This is a genomic window from Pseudomonas sp. 05N433 (assembly GCF_056396925.1).
In genome coordinates this window covers 38,951-57,254 of sequence record NZ_JBFTML010000012.1, presented here as the reverse complement: position 1 = coordinate 57,254, position 18,304 = coordinate 38,951, and the positions used below count along the sequence as shown (strand labels likewise).

At 61.2% G+C, this 18,304-nt stretch carries 17 protein-coding genes and 1 riboswitch; of the genes, 11 read left to right on the top strand and 6 right to left on the bottom strand.

The annotated features are described in order from the left end of the window. Nucleotides 1-37: 37 nt before the first annotated feature. From AC1DIS_RS09145 to AC1DIS_RS09130, 4 genes are all read right to left on the bottom strand, one after another. A complete protein-coding gene (locus tag AC1DIS_RS09145; protein WP_086944091.1) occupies nt 38-1,006 on the bottom strand; it encodes a metal ABC transporter ATPase in 969 nt (322 codons plus the stop codon). Nucleotides 1,007-1,038: 32 nt separating this feature from the next. After that, nucleotides 1,039-1,851 carry an aldo/keto reductase gene (locus AC1DIS_RS09140; RefSeq protein ID WP_477744211.1) on the bottom strand — a complete coding sequence of 271 codons (813 nt, stop codon included), beginning with the start codon at nt 1,849-1,851 and terminating at the stop codon, nt 1,039-1,041. Continuing rightward, on the bottom strand, nt 1,848-3,023 hold the full coding sequence (locus tag AC1DIS_RS09135) for an NAD(P)/FAD-dependent oxidoreductase (protein ID WP_064615996.1): 1,176 nt from the start codon (nt 3,021-3,023) through the stop codon (nt 1,848-1,850). The genes AC1DIS_RS09140 and AC1DIS_RS09135 overlap by 4 nt, the downstream gene beginning before the upstream one ends. Before the next feature lie 139 nt (nt 3,024-3,162). Further along, a complete protein-coding gene (locus AC1DIS_RS09130; protein WP_007939639.1) occupies nt 3,163-3,495 on the bottom strand; it encodes a DMT family transporter in 333 nt (110 codons plus the stop codon). A 103-nt stretch (nt 3,496-3,598) separates the two neighbouring features. Between AC1DIS_RS09130 and AC1DIS_RS09125 the strand changes: the two genes are divergently transcribed. After that, entirely contained in the window at nt 3,599-4,489 is an 891-nt protein-coding gene (locus tag AC1DIS_RS09125; protein ID WP_018928534.1) for a LysR family transcriptional regulator, read from the top strand. A 22-nt stretch (nt 4,490-4,511) separates the two neighbouring features. After that, a complete protein-coding gene (waaA, locus tag AC1DIS_RS09120; RefSeq protein WP_018928533.1) occupies nt 4,512-5,789 on the top strand; it encodes a lipid IV(A) 3-deoxy-D-manno-octulosonic acid transferase in 1,278 nt (425 codons plus the stop codon). Between the two features lie 66 nt (nt 5,790-5,855). On the opposite strand, the gene AC1DIS_RS09115 is transcribed toward waaA, so the two are convergent. After that, complete coding sequence (locus tag AC1DIS_RS09115) at nt 5,856-7,289, bottom strand: TolC family outer membrane protein (RefSeq protein ID WP_064615998.1); 1,434 nt, start codon at nt 7,287-7,289, stop codon at nt 5,856-5,858. Between the two features lie 192 nt (nt 7,290-7,481). After that, a riboswitch (TPP riboswitch) is annotated at nt 7,482-7,587 on the top strand. A gap of 166 nt (nt 7,588-7,753) precedes the next feature. Here AC1DIS_RS09115 and thiC point away from each other — a divergent pair. Further along, nucleotides 7,754-9,643, top strand: coding sequence for a phosphomethylpyrimidine synthase ThiC (thiC, locus tag AC1DIS_RS09110; RefSeq protein ID WP_064615999.1), 1,890 nt, complete (start codon nt 7,754-7,756; stop codon nt 9,641-9,643). Nucleotides 9,644-9,856: 213 nt separating this feature from the next. Then, nucleotides 9,857-11,149 (top strand): putative hydroxymethylpyrimidine transporter CytX, encoded by a 1,293-nt coding sequence (gene cytX, locus AC1DIS_RS09105; RefSeq protein WP_064616000.1) that lies wholly within the window; start codon nt 9,857-9,859, stop codon nt 11,147-11,149. Here the strand turns inward: cytX and AC1DIS_RS09100 are convergent. Continuing rightward, nucleotides 11,118-11,864, bottom strand: coding sequence for an RsiV family protein (locus AC1DIS_RS09100; protein WP_064616001.1), 747 nt, complete (start codon nt 11,862-11,864; stop codon nt 11,118-11,120). The genes cytX and AC1DIS_RS09100 overlap by 32 nt on opposite strands. 229 nt (nt 11,865-12,093) lie before the next feature. Between AC1DIS_RS09100 and AC1DIS_RS09095 the strand changes: the two genes are divergently transcribed. The 7 genes from AC1DIS_RS09095 (at nt 12,094) to AC1DIS_RS09065 (ending at nt 18,298) form a co-directional block, all read left to right on the top strand. Next, the gene (locus AC1DIS_RS09095; protein ID WP_007939630.1) at nt 12,094-12,711 is read left to right on the top strand and encodes an NUDIX domain-containing protein; all 618 of its coding nucleotides are present in this window, start codon (nt 12,094-12,096) and stop codon (nt 12,709-12,711) included. Next, entirely contained in the window at nt 12,702-13,154 is a 453-nt protein-coding gene (locus AC1DIS_RS09090) for a DUF1249 domain-containing protein (protein WP_007939629.1), read from the top strand. Before AC1DIS_RS09095 ends, AC1DIS_RS09090 begins: the two co-directional genes overlap by 10 nt. Nucleotides 13,155-13,265: 111 nt before the next feature. Next, on the top strand, nt 13,266-14,081 hold the full coding sequence (gene cpdA, locus AC1DIS_RS09085) for a 3',5'-cyclic-AMP phosphodiesterase (protein WP_026286607.1): 816 nt from the start codon (nt 13,266-13,268) through the stop codon (nt 14,079-14,081). Nucleotides 14,082-14,232: 151 nt separating this feature from the next. Beyond that, nucleotides 14,233-14,841, top strand: a complete 609-nt coding sequence (locus tag AC1DIS_RS09080) for a YqiA/YcfP family alpha/beta fold hydrolase (protein WP_018928525.1) — start codon at nt 14,233-14,235, stop codon at nt 14,839-14,841. A 42-nt stretch (nt 14,842-14,883) separates the two neighbouring features. Beyond that, a complete protein-coding gene (gene parE, locus AC1DIS_RS09075) occupies nt 14,884-16,791 on the top strand; it encodes a DNA topoisomerase IV subunit B (protein WP_018928524.1) in 1,908 nt (635 codons plus the stop codon). Further along, nucleotides 16,791-17,780 carry an esterase-like activity of phytase family protein gene (locus AC1DIS_RS09070; protein ID WP_064616003.1) on the top strand — a complete coding sequence of 330 codons (990 nt, stop codon included), beginning with the start codon at nt 16,791-16,793 and terminating at the stop codon, nt 17,778-17,780. Before parE ends, AC1DIS_RS09070 begins: the two co-directional genes overlap by 1 nt. Beyond that, the gene (locus AC1DIS_RS09065) at nt 17,777-18,298 is read left to right on the top strand and encodes a retropepsin-like aspartic protease family protein (protein ID WP_018928522.1); all 522 of its coding nucleotides are present in this window, start codon (nt 17,777-17,779) and stop codon (nt 18,296-18,298) included. The genes AC1DIS_RS09070 and AC1DIS_RS09065 overlap by 4 nt, the downstream gene beginning before the upstream one ends. Nucleotides 18,299-18,304 lie beyond the last annotated feature (6 nt).

Sequence of the window (18,304 nt, the reverse complement as noted above, 5' to 3'; positions counted from 1 at the left end):
GCCGCCGAAGGCTGCGATCTTTTGCTTTTGTGATGCTTCAAGAGCTGACTTTCTTGCGCGGCACGATTCTTTTCAGCAGTTGCTTCGCCTTCCCGCGTAACCGGGCCAGGCCCGAATCCTTCCCCGGTGGGGTCAAACCCTGCTGCCGCACCCAATCCTTCCAGCGAATCCGCTCATCCCTCACCAGCCAGCCTTCCTGCCGGGCAAAACTCTCCGCCAGATACAACCCGCGGGTACTTGCCGGGTACAGGTGATCCTTTTTCAGGGTATAGAGCTCGGCCATCGGCTGACCGTCCTGCAGTGGCATCAGGTACAAATCGGGACGTTTGCGATCGAGCCGGGCCACCAGTTGATCGCCCTCCAGCCGCTCGTCGACATGGAACAGGCTCAGGGATTTGGCTTCCTTGGGCACGTCCAGGCGCAAATCGTAGATCAATTGCAGCGAGGCTGTCGGCAAGTGCACGTAGGCCCGGGGACGTTCGATCAGCGGCATGTTCGCGCAGCGCACCGGCCGCGCCGAGCCGGAGAGTGGTGTCAGGCGAAACGGCAGGGCTTCGCGGTAATGCAGGGCTGCCGAGTAGGGCGCTGGCAGCCAGGTTTCGTTGAAGCGTCCGCTGAGCCAGCCCTCCGGGGTTTCCAGCAGGCACTCTTCGGCAATTTCCTGGGTCGCCGTGTGCAGCGGCAGGTTCAGCTCATGGGCCGGCACGTAGCCGGAGATCAGCTTGAGCACCACGTCGCCGCGATCCTGCCGACGCTGACGCACCAACACCCAGTAATCGCGATTCTGCCAATGCAGGGTCAGGCGCACCGAGACCCCAAGGTTCGCCAGCTCCAGGGCAAACCGCTCGCTGTCGGCCACCGTCACCGGACGGCGGCGTTGCAGGGTCTGGGAAAAATTCAACGGCATCCCGACGCTCTGATAACTCAAACCTTCGGGTGTGGCTTCGACGAACAGCGGCAGGGTCTTGAAGTTGCTCGGGTTCTTTCTGATCAGCGTACGCGGCATGTCGGCTCCTGCTTAAGGCCGCGTGGGCGGCATCAATGGCTACGAAGGACCTGGGCAACGGTCGCGACGTTATGGGCGAGGTGCAGCGGATTGATGGTCCCGACAATAGCACTGGCCACCCCCGGGTGATCAAACAACAATTCGAAGCTGGCACGCACCGGATCAACGCCCGGGCTCAGGCACACATGGCCGCTGGCCAGGGCCTTTTTGACCAGGATCGCTTTGCCGTGAGCAGCAGCATAGTCAATGACTGGCTTCTCGTTCTGTTCGTTCAGATTGTAGGTGACCATTGCGCAATCACCTTGTTCCAGAGCCTTCAAGCCGCCTTCGACGGTTTTACCGGAAAAACCGAAACCGCGAATCTTGCCTTCGCGCTTGAGCTCGGCAAGGGTCGCATAGACCTCACTGTCGTTGAGGATCGCCAGGTCGTTGCCGTCGGAATGCACCAGCACCAGATCGATAAAGTCCGTTTCCAGGCGTTGCAGGCTGCGCTCCACTGAGAGCCGGGTATGCGCGGCGCTGAAATCATGGCGGGACTGACCGTCGGCGAACTCTTCACCGACCTTGCTGACGATTACCCAGTCCTGACGCTGACCACGCAGCAACGGGCCGAGACGCTCTTCGCTGCGGCCATAGGCCGGGGCGGTGTCGATCAGGTTGATGCCCAGGTCGCGCGCGAGTTTGAGCAGCATGCGGGCTTCGTCGTCGCCGGGGATCTGAAAGCCGTTGGGGTATTTCACCCCTTGATCGCGGCCAAGTTTCACTGTGCCCAGGCCCAGGGGCGATACCAGCAGGCCGGTGCTGCCCAGCGGACGATGCAGGTCATGCAGGGTCGGTTGGCTCATGGCAGCAGTTGCTCCCAGGCAGGGGTCCCTATCGGCGGTTTCGGCAGTTCCGGCAGCGTGGCCGGATGGCTCGGCTGAATACCGTCGCGTTGCAGTGTGGCGAAGACGCGGTCGGCGAAGTCCGGTGCCAGGGCCAGTTTGGTCGGCCAGCCCACCAGCAGACGATTCTTCTCGGCGAGGAAGGCGTTGTCCGGGCGGGTCAAGCCCGATTGCAGCGGCTCGGCGCGTTCGACCCGCAAGGTCGCCCACTGTGCGGTGCTCAGGTCGATCCACGGCAGAAGTTGGCCCAGTTCTTTCTGGGCGGCGGCAATTTGCGCGGCTGGCTCGCGGGCCACGCCTTCGGCTTCGGCGATGTCGCCGCCCACGTACCAGACCCACTGGCCATCGGCGGCCGGGTGAGTGGTCACAGTGACGCGCGGCTTCGGCCCGCCGCCCAGGCAGTGGGCGTACAGCGGTTTGAGGCTCGGGCCTTTGACGATGATCATGTGCAGGGGACGGCGCTGCATGGCCGGTTGGCTCAGGCCCAGCGCGGTCAGCAGGTCAGCGGTGCCGGCACCGGCACTGAGAACGATGCGCTGGGCGCGGATTTCGCGTTCGTCGACTTTCAAACCGACCAGTTCACCATTCTCCAGCAGCGGTTCGATGTGCTGACCGGCCAGCAGGCCGTCGCCAGCCAGGTCGGCCAGGCGCTGGATCAGGCTCGGCACGTCGACCACCAGTTCCGTCAGGCGATAGACCTTGCCCTTGAAGCGCTTGTCTTGCAGCGCCGGCGGCAGTTGATCGCCTTTGACCTGATCGACCCGCCCGCGCACGGCTTTGCTGGCGAAAAAGCTGGTGAGGTTGCCAGCGAGGGTGCCGGGGGACCAGAGGTAATGGGCATCGGACAATACGCGCACGCCGGACAGGTCCAGTTCGCCGTCGCCGGCCAGCGCCTCACGCCAGCGACGCGGCATGTCGGCAATGGCTTCCGAGGCTCCGGTCAGGGCACCGTGCAACGCGTACTTGGCACCGCCGTGGATGATGCCCTGGGACTTCAGGCTTTGCCCGCCACCGAGGCTGGCGCTTTCCACCAGCACGGTCGAGAAACCCTGGCGGCGCAGGCGTGCATTCAGCCAGAGGCCGGCGACACCAGCGCCGACAATCAGAACGTCGGTGGAAATAACGGATGGCATGCAGCGACCTCAGTGTTCAAGACGAGGGCGCAGTATACAGACTCGATGCGCAGGAGATTTGTTGGTGATCAATAGAGCGGATGCAAAACCTGTGGGAGCGGCGGTGCGGTGCTCCCACAGTAAGATAGTGCTTCGGGTTTTAATGTCCCGCGGTCTTGGAGAACAGCTGAATAACCACGACGCCCAGCACAATCAGCGCCATCCCCAGCATTGCCGGCACATCCAGTTTCTGCCCGTAGATAAACAGCGCCGCGACGCTGACCATCACGATGCCCATGCCGGCCCACACCGCGTAGGCCACGCCGACCGGAACGCTGCGCACCACCAGGGTCAGCATCCCGAAAGCAATGCCGTAACCGACGATGACCAGCAGCAGCGGCAGTGGCGTGCTGATACCCTTGACCGCTTTCATCGAAACGGTGGCGATCACTTCGGCGCAGATGGCAATGGCGAGGTAGTAGTAAGCGGTCATGGGTCAATCCTCGTATGAAGTGTTGCTTTCTGAGGTCGGCATTCTAGAGATCCGCCAGATGCGGTAAAGTCATTACCTATCTGTTCTGGAGATGGGTTGAGCCATGAATATGCAATGGAGTCTGGAACAGCTGCACTTGTTTGTCAGTGTCGCGGAACAACGTTCCTTTTCCGCGGTGGCGCGGGATCAGCGCAAGGCGCAGTCGGCGGTCAGCAGTTCGATTGCGCTGCTGGAAGAAGACCTGGGCGTCAGCCTGTTCGATCGCAGCAGTGGTCGCCAGCCGAAACTCACCGAAGCCGGCACCGCGCTGCTTGAAGAGGCGCGGGAAGTGCTGCGCCAGTGTGAGCGCCTCAACGGCCGGGCACTGGCGATGATGCGGGGCCAGGAAGCGAGTTTGCGGGTGGCTCAGGACGAGGCAATGCCTTATCAGGCAGTGGTTGAAAGCTTCGAAGCCCTGGCCGAACAATTTCCCAGCCTCGAAGTGCAACTGACCAGTGCCGCCCAGGGCGATGTCGCGCGCAAACTGGTGGAGCGCCGGGCCGACCTGGGCTTGCTGTTTTATCACGAGCAGATTCCCGAAGCCCTTGAGCGCCGAGTGCTGGGCAGCGTTGAAATGGTCACGGTGTGCGGCGTGGGGCATCCATTGGCGCAGCAGACGCAGGTCAATTGCCAGCAACTGGCGCAGCATCGACAGCTGCTGATGTCCACGCAGTCCAGCGTCTATCCCGGCAGTGAGCCGGCCAGCCCGCAGGTCTGGCGGGCCGACAGTTTCTATGTGATGGCCGAATGGGTGATGCGCGGCCTCGGCTGGGCCTGGTTGCCGCGCCACGTGGTGCAGTACCCGGCGTATCAGAATCTGATGGTCGAACTGACCAGCGAATGGACGCCGCCGGCATTGATTGTGGAGCTGGTCTGGCGCCGCGACGAGCCCCTCGGCCCGGCAGCCCGTTGGCTGGCGGAACGTTTTGCCGTGCACTTGCAGGCGATTGGCTAAAAAACCGATAAACTCCGCCGCCATGAATAGAACCCTCTACACCGCGCTGTTTTACCTGGGGCTGCCATTGGTAGCGATTCGGCTTTGGCTGCGGGCGCGCAAGGCGCCGGCGTACGCCAAACGCATTGGCGAGCGTTTCTCCCTCGCGCTACCGGCGATGAAGCCGGACGGCCTTTGGGTGCACGCGGTGTCGGTAGGCGAAAGCATCGCCGCGGCGCCGATGATCCGTGCCTTGCTGCAGCGATATCCGACGCTGCCGATCACCGTCACCTGCATGACCCCGACCGGGTCTGAGCGCATCCAGGCGCTGTTTGCCAACGAGCCGCGCATTCAGCACTGCTATTTGCCTTATGACTTGCCTTGCGCTGCGGCGCGATTCCTTGATCGGGTCCGGCCGAAACTGGCAGTGATCATGGAAACCGAACTCTGGCCCAACCATATCCATCAGTGCGCCAAGCGTGGAATTCCCGTGGCCCTGGCTAATGCGCGACTGTCTGAGCGCTCGGCCAAAGGTTATGGCCGCTTCCATAAACTGACCCGGCCGATGCTCGCCGAGATGAGCCTGTTCGCAGTGCAGACCGAAGCCGAGGCGCAGCGTTTCCGCGATTTGGGCGCGCGCCCGGAAACGGTTGAAGTGACCGGTTCGATCAAGTTCGACCTGACTATCGATCCGCAACTGCTGCAGCGTGCTGCCGAGCTGCGCGGGCAATGGCAGGCGCAGGATCGCCCGGTGTGGATCGCTGCGAGCACCCATGAAGGTGAAGACGAAGTGGTGCTCGATGCCCATCGTCGGCTGTTGGCCAATCATCCCGATGCCTTGTTGATTCTGGTACCGCGTCATCCGGAGCGCTTCAACCCGGTATTTGAGTTGTGCCGGCAAAAAGGTTTCACCACGGTGCGGCGTTCGACGGGCGAGCCGGTGACCGCAGATACTTCGGTGTTGCTGGGCGACACCATGGGCGAGTTGCTGTTTCTTTACGCCTTGGCCGACAGCGCTTTCGTCGGCGGCAGCCTGGTGCCCAATGGTGGCCATAACCTGCTGGAACCGGCGGCCTTGGCCAAACCGGTGCTCAGTGGGCCGCACCTGTTCAACTTCCTTGAAATCGCCGCGCAGTTGCGCAGCGCCGGGGCGCTGGCCGAGGTCGACGATGCTGAAGGCCTGGCACTGGCGGTGCAGCGGCTGTTCGAACTGCCACGCGATGCACAGCGGATGGCGGAGGCGGGGCTGAAGGTAATGCGCACCAATCAGGGGGCGTTGCAGCGGTTGCTGGATGGGTTGGGCAGGTTGATCGAGCGGTAGACCGAGTCGCGCGAACAAAAAAGATCGTCCGAACGCGGCCCGAGCCTTCGGACGATCTTTTGCTGTTTAAGGCCTCGCTTTCAACTGCTCCGCCGCAGCCTTCGCCAGATCTGGTGGCAAGAAGTCCTTGTCCGGGTTGTAGTCGGCTTTGAGATAACGGGTCAGGTCCTGCAAGTCCCCCGGGTTCAAGGTGCCGGCGGCCTGCTTCAGGCGCAGGTTGTCGAGGATGTAGTCGTAGCGCGTGTTGTTGTAGTTGCGCACCGAGGTGTACAGCTGACGTTGGGCATCGAGCACGTCGACGATGTTGCGCGTCCCCACCTGATAACCGATTTCGGTCGCTTCCACCGCGCTCTGGTTGGAAATGATCGACTGTCGACGTGCCTGCACCTGCTCGACGTCGGTGTTCACGGCGCGGTGCAGGTTACGGGTGTTTTCCACGACCTGGCGACGCAGGGCTTCGCGTTGTTGTTCCGTTTGATCCAGCCGTGAATAAGACTCACGCACCTGGGAGCTGGTGAGCCCGCCGCTGTAGATCGGGATGCTCAATTGCAGGCCGACGGTGCGTTGTTCCACATCGCCACCGTAATGCACGCCGGTCGCGCTCGGGTTGGTAAAACCGAGGGCGTCGTTGTCACCTTTCCTGTATTGCGCGACCGCATCCAGGGTGGGGGCATGCCCGGCCTTGCGCTGCTTGAGGGTTTCTTCGGCGGCGCTCACCGCGTAGTTGCTGGCCAGCAGATTGAGGTTCTGCTTGGCGGCGGTGTCGACCCAAGCCTTGGCGTCGTTCGGTGCCGGCGGCAGGATCGGCAAGGTGTGGACGATGCCCTGGATCGAGTTGTACTGGCGGTTGGTCAGGGTGATCAGCGCTTCGAACGCGTCATCCACCTGACGCTGGGCGACAATCCGGTTGGCCCGCGCGGTGTCGTAACTGGCCTGGGATTGCAGCACATCGGTCTTGTCCGACAGGCCGACGTCGAAGCGCTCGTTGGACTGGTCGAGCTGGCGTTTGAAGGCTGCTTCTTCGGCCTTGGTCGAGGCCAGGTTGTCCTGGCTGCGCAGTACGTTGAAGTAGCTTTCGGCGCTTTGCAGGATCAAGTTTTGTTCAGTGGCCGAGAGTTGCAAGGCGGCCTGTTCGTTGACGTCCTTGGCGGCCTGGAACTGGAACCAGCGGTCGGCGCGGAAAATCGGTTGCGACAAGGTCGCCTGATACACCGTGCCGCTGCGGTTCGAGGTCACCGATGGTTGATCGAGCGCGGTGCGGGTGTCGTTCATGTTGGCACCGGCCGACAGGTTGGGCAGCAACCCGGCGCGGGCCTGGGGCACGACTTCCTTCTGGGCGCCGTACTGGGCGCGGGCGGCGGCGATATCGGCGTTGTTGTCCACCGCTTCCTGATAGACGCTGACCAGGTCGGTCTTGGTCGATAAGGGCGCTTCTGCTGCCCAGGCCATTCCATTGGACGCACAAGACACGGCAAGGGCCAGTGAGAGTTTGCGCAGCATGAGGCCATCCCTAAAAATTATGCTGATAATTTGAACGCCAAGGCTACGGCGCGGCGCCCTGCAGCGTCAAGGCGCGGCACGGCGTAGCGAGTGTAGATGCACGCAGGCATGGCAACAATCCGCTGATTGCGCCATTCATCATGGTGTTTACCGTGGTGTTGGCGTTCTTTGCCGGTTATGTCTAGACTGGCCGGGTTCTTGTCGGGGTGCCTTGCTATGAGGCTGAGATCGAATAATTTCGGATCCCGTTGAACCTGATCAGGTTAGCGCCTGCGTAGGGAACAAGATTTCTCGTCACCCGGCGAGTCCTCTTGTGCTTCGTCCGGGATGTTGTTCGACAATCGAACACCCCTCGAGCATCGAGCACAGCACCTGCTGGAATTTCCAGCGCCCGTGCGTCCATTCGTTTACAGGTTCGCTCCGACAAAAATCCACTGCCTGGATGTGTGTCTGGAGAGCCCGTGATGACTACAAAATCAAAAATCGCAACCAACCTGAGTGATTCGGCCAAGGTCGATCAGCAATCGGTTCAGCCGTTTACCCGCTCGCAAAAAATCTATGTTCAGGGCACACGCCCCGACATCCTCGTGCCGATGCGCGAAATCAGCCTGGACGTGACCCCGACCGACTTCGGCGGCGAAATCAACGCGCCAGTGGTGGTATATGACACCTCGGGCCCGTACACCGACCCCAATGTCACCATCGATGTGCGCAAAGGCCTGGGCGATGTGCGGTCGCCGTGGATCGAATCCCGTGGCGACACCGAGCGTCTGTCCGGCCTGAGCTCCAACTTCGGTCAGGAACGCCTCGCTGACCCGGAACTGACCAAGCTGCGTTTCGCTCACGTCAACAACCCGCGCCGCGCCAAGCCGGGTGCCAACGTCAGCCAGATGCACTACGCCCGTAAAGGCATCATCACCGCCGAGATGGAATACGTCGCCATCCGCGAAAACATGAAGCTCGAAGTGGCCCGCGCCGCCGGCCTGCTGGACCAGCAACACGCCGGCCACAGCTTCGGCGCCAGCGTGCCGAAAATCATCACCCCGGAATTCGTCCGTGAAGAGATCGCCCGCGGTCGCGCGATCATTCCGGCCAACATCAACCACACCGAACTGGAACCGATGATCATCGGCCGTAACTTCCTGGTGAAGATCAACGGCAACATCGGCAACAGTGCCTTGGGTTCGTCCATCGAAGAAGAAGTGGCGAAGCTGACCTGGGGCATTCGCTGGGGTTCGGACACGGTCATGGACCTGTCCACCGGCAAGCACATCCACGAAACCCGCGAATGGATCATCCGTAACTCGCCGGTGCCGATCGGTACCGTGCCGATCTATCAGGCACTGGAGAAGGTCAATGGCGTCGCCGAAGACCTGACCTGGGAGTTGTTCCGCGACACACTGATTGAACAGGCCGAGCAGGGCGTCGACTACTTCACCATCCACGCCGGCGTGTTGCTGCGCTACGTGCCGCTGACTGCCAAGCGCGTGACCGGTATCGTCTCCCGTGGCGGTTCGATCATGGCCAAGTGGTGCCTGGCGCACCACAAGGAAAACTTCCTCTACACCCATTTCGAAGACATCTGCGAAATCATGAAGGCCTACGACGTCAGCTTCTCGCTGGGCGATGGCCTGCGTCCGGGCTCGATTGCCGACGCCAACGACGAAGCGCAATTCGGTGAGCTGGAAACCCTCGGCGAGCTGACCAAAATCGCCTGGAAACATGACGTGCAGTGCATGATCGAAGGCCCGGGCCACGTGCCGATGCAGTTGATCAAAGAGAACATGGACAAGCAGCTGGAGTGCTGCGACGAGGCGCCGTTCTACACCCTTGGCCCACTGACCACCGACATCGCCCCAGGCTACGACCACATCACTTCCGGTATCGGTGCGGCGATGATCGGCTGGTTCGGTTGCGCCATGCTCTGCTACGTGACGCCGAAGGAGCACTTGGGCCTGCCGAACAAGGATGACGTGAAGACCGGGATCATCACCTACAAGATCGCCGCTCACGCCGCCGACCTGGCCAAAGGGCATCCGGGGGCACAGATTCGCGACAACGCCTTGAGCAAGGCGCGTTTCGAATTCCGTTGGGAAGACCAGTTCAACCTGGGCCTCGATCCAGACACCGCGCGCTCGTACCACGATGAAACCCTGCCGAAGGATTCGGCCAAGGTCGCGCACTTCTGCTCCATGTGCGGGCCGAAATTCTGCTCGATGAAAATCACCCAGGAAGTCCGTGAATACGCGGCCAACCAGCGGATCGAAACCGTCGATGCCGAAGTCGCCAAGGGACTGGCGGAACAGGCTGAGCGGTTCAAGCAGGAAGGCAGTCAGCTGTACAAGAAGGTTTGATCTGACCGGCGCACTCGGGTGCGCCGCTTACCCTTGTGGCGAGGGAGCTTGCTCCCGCTCGGCTGTGAAGCAGTCGTAAAATCGGTAATCGCAACCTGACTGTCAGACCGCGGTGACTTGTTTTGGGTCTGCTTCGCAGACCAGCGGGAGCAAGCTCCCTCGCCACAAAGGGTGGTCAACACCACAACACATGTTCCTCTGAGATAACACCCTTTGAGCATTCAACCCAGCACTTACTCCCCGGATACCGCCGTGCCGACCGACAAGCGCGTCTTCGGCGGTCGGGATCTGTTTTCCCTGTGGTTCTCCCTCGGCATCGGCCTGATGGTATTGCAGACCGGCGCGTTGCTCGCGCCGGGTCTGGGCCTGTCCGGTTCATTGCTGGCGATTTTTCTCGGCACGCTGGTCGGCGTGCTGTTGCTGGCCGCTGTCGGCGTGATCGGCAGTGACACCGGCCTGTCATCGATGGCCGCGCTCAAACTCAGCCTCGGTGCAAAGGGCGCGAGCCTTCCGGCGGTGCTGAACCTGCTGCAACTGATCGGTTGGGGTTCGTTCGAAATCATCGTGATGCGCGACGCCGCCAGCCTGCTCGGTGCCCGTGCATTCAGCGAGGGCAGCCTGTGGTCGAACCCGCTGCTATGGACGCTGTTCTTCGGTGCACTGGCGACTTTGCTGGCGGTCAGCGGTCCGCTGACCTTCGTGCGCAAGATCCTGCGCAAGTGGGGCATCTGGCTGTTGCTGGCCGCGTGCATCTGGCTGACCTGGAACCTGTTCGCCAAGGCCGACCTGGCGGCGTTGTGGGCGCAGGCCGGTGATGGTTCGATGCCGTTCGCCGTGGGCTTCGACATTGCGATCGCGATGCCGCTGTCCTGGCTGCCGCTGATTGCCGACTACTCGCGCTTCGGCAAGCGTGCGAAGAATGTGTTCGGCGGTACGGCGCTGGGTTTCTTTATCGGTAACTTCTGGCTGATGAGCCTGGGCGTGGCGTACACCCTGGCGTTCGCGCCGAGTGGTGAAGTGAATGCCTTGCTGCTGGCGCTGGCCGGTGCGGGCCTGGGGATTCCGTTGCTGCTGATTCTGTTGGATGAATCAGAAAATGCCTTTGCCGATATTCATTCGGCGGCGGTGTCCAGCGGGATTCTGCTGCGCTTGAAAGTCGAGCATCTGGCCTTGGCCATCGGCGTGATCTGCACACTGATCGCTTGCCTGGCGCCATTGGCCCAGTACCAGAATTTCCTGCTGTTGATCGGTTCGGTGTTTGCGCCGCTGTTCGGCGTGGTGCTGGTGGATCACTTCATCCTGCGCAAGCGCAGTGCCCGTGTGGCATCGGCTGCCTTGCGCTGGCCGGCGTTGCTCGCCTGGCTGGGCGGGGTGAGCACTTATCACTTGCTGGCCAATCTCTATCCGGACATCGGCGCAACCCTGCCGTCGCTGGTACTGGCAGGGCTGCTGCAACTGGTGCTTGGTCGAGCCTTCAGCTACGGCCGGGAAACAGCTCAGGCTTGAGAATGCCGTTCAGGCGTGGGTAGGGGATCTTCAGTTCGACGTGGCCCAATGCGTAAGGCGCAAGGGTGCTCACTTCGTACTTGAGGATCACCCCGCCGTACGTCAACGCTACGTTCTGGGTTTTCACGAAGGGCCAGCTCTTGACGAACTCTGGCTCCTGATCGAGTTTGGTGCTGATCAGCCAGCTGTTGTGCGCCACTTGGGCCGCTTTCCAGAACGCTTCTTCCTGCCCCGGGATCACCATATCCGACAGCGTCAGCACTTTATGCTGCTGACGCGAGTAGTTGATGAAACCGCGGCCCGGCGTGCCATGCGCACCGCCGCTGTCCAGATAGCTGGACAATTCAATGATCACCAAGCCGTCATGCTGCTCACGTACCTTGGCTTGCAAGTAGCTGCTGTAGCGCGGCTCGGCACTGCTCAAAAATTGCTCGCGATACGCCGCCAGTGTCGGCGCTACAGGGGCGTCGGGTGAGGTGCGGGTCATTTGCAGCAAACGTTTTTCGATGATGCCGTCAAGCGCAGGCTCAGCCGGGAAGTGCAGCGTATCGATGTTCACCAGCGGGCAGTCAGGGTTGGCGCAACCCGGCTTCAGCTGTTCGGAAGCGTCGCGGGTGGTTTCCAGCGGCGCCCGGTAATTGGGCTGGAAAAGACTCTGGCACGCACCCAGGGTCAGGGCGATGGCGGCCACGGAGGCGATCTTGAAAAGCGACATGGGCGTCCTTAATGAAACAGGGGAAGGCGAAAAGTTACCCGCTTCGACTCTCAACGAGGCAGTCAGTTCGCCACTAAGCTAATTAGAGTTGGTTTCGCCCTCACCGTCTATCCCGCTGACTGTAAAGGGGCTGCATCAAACATCGCGGGCGCGTTAGGATGGCGCGAAGTCGAGGTTGCAAGTAACCAAAAGGAGCCTCGTAACGGATTTGCAGTAAACGAGGATTGACATGACTGATTTTGCCAACGCCATTCCGACCGCCGTTGATATCGTTCGGCGCGAAAAGTGCTACGAGGGCTTCTACAAGCTCGACCGCGTGCACTTGCGCCACGAATTGTTTGACGGTGGCATGAGTCGCGAGATCAATCGTGAAGTGTTCTTGCGCCACGATGCGGTGTGTGTGCTGCCTTATGATCCACAGCGCGACGAAGTGGTGCTGATCGAGCAGTTTCGCGTCGGCGCCATGGGCAAGACCGACAATCCGTGGCTGATCGAACTGGTCGCCGGTCTGATCGACAAGGATGAAATACCGGAAGAAGTTGCTCACCGCGAAGCGCAGGAGGAAGCTGGACTTGTATTCGGGGCGCTCTGGCCGATGACCAAATATTTTCCATCGCCGGGTGGCAGTAACGAGTTTGTGCACTTGTACCTGGGGCGTTGTGACAGTGCCGGGGTTGGCGGCCTGCATGGGCTGGAGGAAGAGGCTGAAGATATTCGCGTCACGGTCTGGGCTTTCGAAGACGCCCTGCAAGCCGTGCGTGACGGACGTATTGCCAACGCAGCGAGCATCATTGCCTTGCAGTGGTTGGCTTTGAACCGCGTGGAAGTGAGGGGGTTATGGTCGTAAACAAGCTGCGCGATCGCTATCGGGTTGATCTCGTGGGGCTGCAAGCTTCCTGCGAGGCCAACTACGCGCGCCTGATGCGACTGTTGCCGGACATGCGCAACGATCCGGCGGCCCGGCGCATTGCCGTGACCCAGGGTGACCAGATGCTGGGCGTGCTGGCCCTGGAAGTGCTGCAAGCCTGTCCATACACCACCACCCTGCAAGTGCGTCAGGAACACAGCCTGCCCTGGTTGCCGGTGCCGCAACTGGAAGTGCAGGTGTATCACGACGCGCGCATGGCTGAAGTTATCAGTGCCGAACATGCACGACGCTTTCGCGGCATCTATCCTTACCCGAACGCCGCGATGCATCAGCCGGACGAAAAGGCTCAACTCAATCTGTTCCTGGGGGAATGGCTGAGTCATTGCCTGGCTTGCGGACACGAGTACGCCGTTGTGCGCTAAGAGTGCTGTGTAGTTGTGAACTGCTTCCGGTTCACAGGTTTCCTCTTTTGATCGTCCCCCAGCATAATTGCGGCACTTTCCAATCCCGTGATCACGCCCTGGGAGAACGCCTTGCCGAGCGTATCCACTTTGACCACCGCCGATCCGGCGTTGCTGGTGCAACTCTCCGACAGTCATCTGTTTGCCGAGGCGGACGCGACGTTGCTGGGCATGAATACCCGCGACAGCCTGCAACAGGTGATTGAGTTGGTATTGAAGCAGCAACCGCAGATCGATCTGATGATTGCCACTGGCGATCTGTCCCAGGACGGGACGCTGGAGTCGTACCAGCTGTTTCGCGACCTGACCCGGCAGATCGATGCCCCGGCGCGCTGGATCCCCGGTAATCACGACGAGCCGCGGATCATGGCCGAGGCGGCGGTGCACAGTGCATTGCTGGAGTCGGTGGTGGACATCGGCAACTGGCGGGTGACGTTGCTCGATTCGGCGGTGCCGGGTTCAGTACCGGGGTATTTGCAGGATGAACAGTTGCAATTGCTCGTGCGCTCGTTGAGCGAGGCGCCGCAGCGGCATCATCTGGTGTGTTTCCATCATCATCCGGTGTCGATCGGGTGTGCGTGGATGGAGCCCATTGGATTGCGCAATCCAGAGGCGTTGTTCGCGGTGCTGGATCGATTTGCGCAGGTGCGTGCGGTGCTTTGGGGGCATGTTCATCAGGAGATTGATCAAGTGCGCAACGGTGTTCGCCTGATCGCATCGCCCTCGACCTGCATCCAGTTCGAGCCGGGCAGCGACGATTTCAAGGTGAGTGAGCAGGCGCCGGGGTATCGGTGGTTGCGGCTGTTGCCCGATGGTCAGCTTGAAACTGGCGTTGAGCGCGTCACCGGGTTCGATTTCCAGATTGATTACGGCTCCAACGGCTACTGATTTCTTTGTCATTTTCAAAGACCGAGGCGTGGCCATCGCGAGCTTTCCCGCGATGGCATTCGCTCAGGCGACATGAATCCCACGCATGTCCCCGATTCCCCCCGAGTCCCTGTAAACTCCGCCTTCTTTACCCGACGCACAGGGAGCTCAAATGTCTGGTTCGATCCTTTATATCCATGGTTTCAACAGCGCGCCGGCGTCGAAAAAGGCCTGTCAGTTGATGAATGTGATGGAGCGGCTGGGCTTGAGCGATCAGTTGCGTGTACCGGCCCTGCATCACCATCCCCGCGAGGCCATCGCTCAGCTGGAACAGGCGATTGTGGAGCTGGGGCGGCCACTGCTGGTCGGCAGCTCACTCGGCGGCTACTATGCGACTCACTTGGCCGAGCGCCATGGCTTGAAAGCCCTGTTGATCAACCCGGCCGTCAGCCCACACCGGATGTTCGACGGGTTTCTGGGGACGCAGAAAAACCTGTATACCGATGAGACCTGGGAAATGACCCACGACCACGTGACGGCCCTGGCCGAGCTGGAAGTGCCGGCGCCCCAGGATCCGCAGCGGTTTCAGGTATGGTTGCAAACTGGCGATGAAACACTGGACTATCGCCTCGCCCAGCAATATTACCGGGCCTGTGCCTTGCGCATTCAGGCCGGCGGCGACCATAGTTTCCAGGGTTTTGCCGCGCAACTGCCGGCAATATTGAGTTTTGCCGGCATCGGCGCAGATTTGTATCAGGCGATCGATTTCACAGCACTGTGATCATTGCCCCCTATTTTCACTGAACACTGACGACGAGACCCCATGGCCACTCCCAGCGCTAGCTCTTATAACGCAGACGCCATCGAAGTCCTCTCGGGCCTCGACCCGGTGCGCAAACGCCCCGGCATGTACACCGACACCAGTCGGCCGAACCACCTCGCCCAGGAAGTCATCGACAACAGCGTCGACGAAGCCTTGGCCGGGCATGCGACGTCGGTGCAGGTCATCCTGCACGCCGATCACTCCCTGGAAGTCAGCGATGACGGCCGTGGCATGCCGGTGGACATTCACCCGGAAGAAGGTGTTTCGGGCGTCGAGCTGATCCTCACCAAACTCCATGCGGGCGGCAAGTTTTCCAACAAGAACTACCAGTTCTCCGGCGGTTTGCACGGGGTGGGTATTTCCGTGGTCAATGCCTTGTCGACCGAAGTCCGGGTGCGTGTCAAACGCGACGGCAACGAATACCAGATGACCTTCGCCGACGGTTACAAGAAAACCGAGCTGGAAGTAGTCGGCACCGTCGGCAAGCGCAATACCGGCACCAGCGTGTTCTTCGCACCGGACCCGAAGTATTTCGATTCACCGAAATTCTCCATCAGCCGCCTCAAGCACGTGCTCAAGGCCAAGGCCGTTCTGTGCCCGGGGTTGCTGGTCAGTTTTGAAGACAAGGCCACCGGCGAGAAAGTCGAATGGCATTACGAAGACGGCCTGCGCTCCTACCTGGTAGACGCCGTCAGCGAATTCGAACGCCTGCCGGACGAGCCGTTCTGCGGCAGCCTGGCCGGTAACAAGGAAGCCGTCGATTGGGCGTTGCTGTGGTTGCCCGAGGGTGGCGACAGCGTTCAGGAAAGCTACGTCAACCTGATCCCGACAGCCCAGGGCGGTACTCACGTCAACGGTCTGCGTCAGGGCTTGCTCGACGCCATGCGCGAGTTCTGCGAGTTCCGCAGCCTGTTGCCGCGTGGTGTGAAGCTGGCGCCGGAAGACGTCTGGGAGCGTATCGCGTTCGTGCTGTCGATGAAGATGCAGGAACCGCAATTCTCCGGCCAGACCAAGGAGCGCCTGTCATCCCGTGAAGCGGCCGCCTTCGTTTCCGGCGTGGTCAAGGATGCTTTCAGCCTGTGGCTCAACGCCAACCCGGAAACCGGCATGTTGCTGGCCGAGCTGGCGATCAACAACGCCGGCCGTCGTCTGAAGGCCAGCAAGAAGGTCGAGCGCAAACGCATTACCCAAGGGCCGGCATTGCCGGGCAAGCTCGCCGACTGCGCCGGGCAGGACCCGATGCGTTCCGAGCTGTTCCTGGTGGAAGGTGACTCCGCAGGCGGTTCGGCCAAGCAAGCGCGGGACAAAGAATTTCAGGCGATCCTGCCGTTGCGCGGCAAGATCCTGAACACCTGGGAAGTCGACGGCAGCGAAGTGCTGGCCAGCCAGGAGGTGCACAACATCGCCGTGGCGATTGGTGTCGACCCGGGCGCGGCGGACATGAGCCAGTTGCGTTACGGCAAGATCTGCATCCTCGCCGACGCCGACTCCGACGGTCTGCACATCGCCACCTTGCTCTGCGCCTTGTTCGTCCAGCATTTCCGCCCACTGGTGGAGGCTGGTCACGTCTACGTCGCGATGCCGCCGCTGTACCGTATCGACCTGGGCAAAGAAATCTACTACGCCCTCGACGAGGCCGAGCGCGACGGCATCCTCGATCGCCTGGTGGCCGAGAAGAAACGCGGCAAGCCGCAGGTCACCCGATTCAAGGGCCTGGGTGAAATGAACCCGCCACAGTTGCGCGAAACCACCATGGACCCTAACACGCGGCGTCTGGTGCAACTGACGCTGGGTGAAGATTTCGCCGAGACCTCGGAAATGATGGACATGCTGCTGGCGAAAAAACGCGCGGGCGATCGCAAGACCTGGCTGGAATCCAAAGGCAACTTGGCCGAGGTTCTGGGCTGATGCGCTTTGGCTGGGCCCTGGCGTGTGCGTTGCTGCTGACTTCGGTGACGATTTGCGCGGAACCCGCGCCAGAGCTGCGCCTGTTGTCCGAACATGCCGTCGACGGCATGCGCGGCGGCAATCTGTCGGGGCTGGCCCAGTGTGGCAAGGAGCTGTGGACCGTTTCGGATCGCGACGATGATCAAATCTATCGCCTCGACACCCGCAACCCCACCTGGCAAGCCGAAACCGTGCACATTGACGTACCCCTGGTGCCCGACACCGGTTTGCCTTGGGGCTTGCGTGCGCGGACTTGGGCGGCATCGTTCGTGCGGGGCGGGGATCTGGATTTCGAAGGCATCACCTGTGACAGCGCGGGCAATCGTTATATCGTCAGCGAAGGCCACGCCGCGGTGTTGCAAGTACCGCCAACCGGGCCTGCGTCCTGGCTGAAAATCTCGCCGATGCTGGTGCGCGAAGCGCGGGCGAGCGGCATGTTGTTGCACTTCAATGCGTTGTTCGAAGGCCTGGCGATCAATCCGGCCGGTGACACGCTGTGGCTGGCCGCCGAACGTGAGCGCCGCGGTTTGTTGCTGATCAAGCGCCAGCAAACAGTGTGGGACTGCGACGGTAGCTGTGTGCTGCTGAGTGAAGGCGGGGTGGAAATGCAGCCAGCGCAATTTCCCCACGCCAGAGCGCGCCCTCGGGATTTTTCTGATCTGTCATTGTTCGACGGCAAGCTGTTTACCCTTGAGCGCAACGCCTTTCAGATCTGTCGCCGTGATGCGGTGACGACCAAGGTCGAGCGCTGCTGGTCGTTTGCTGCCGAGGCCTTGCAGGAAAACCGTCGTTATTCACAGCCCTTTGGGCTGGCGGAAGCGTTGATCGTGGACGTCGACGGTGCCTGGATCGGTATCGACAACAACTACGGTGCGCGCGCCGACGGTGAAGTACGGCCGATTGTGTGGCGCTTTGCCGCGCCTGAAGGTGGCTGGAGTGCCAAGCCATGAGTCAGCAACCGCCGGGCAAACGCGCCGGTCGGGTGTTGATGGTGCTGGCCTGGGGCGCCGCGCTGTTTCTGGCAACGCGGTTCTTCGGTCAATGGGAGGAGCGTCAACAGAATCCCAACACCGTCGTCAGCTCTGAGCAGGGCCAGGGTTTTATCGAGGTGAAGCTGATCGGTAACAGCCAGGGGCATTTTGTCGCCACCGGCCAGATCAACGGCCAGCCCGTGGAGTTCATGCTCGATACCGGCGCAACCGATGTGTCGATCCCGGCCGAAATGGCTGAACGATTGAAACTGGAAAAAGGCTTCGGGGTGACCCTGAGCACGGCCAATGGCTTGAGTGAGGGTTATCGGACCCGCCTCGACCGGCTGCAACTGGGCGCCATCGTGCTGCGTGACGTTCGCGCGCTGGTGGCGCCCGGTTTGCACGGCAATCAAGTGCTGCTCGGCATGAGCGCACTGAACAAACTTGAATTTACCCAGCGCGGTGGCACCATGCTGCTGCGCCAGACCACGAAATAATGAGGC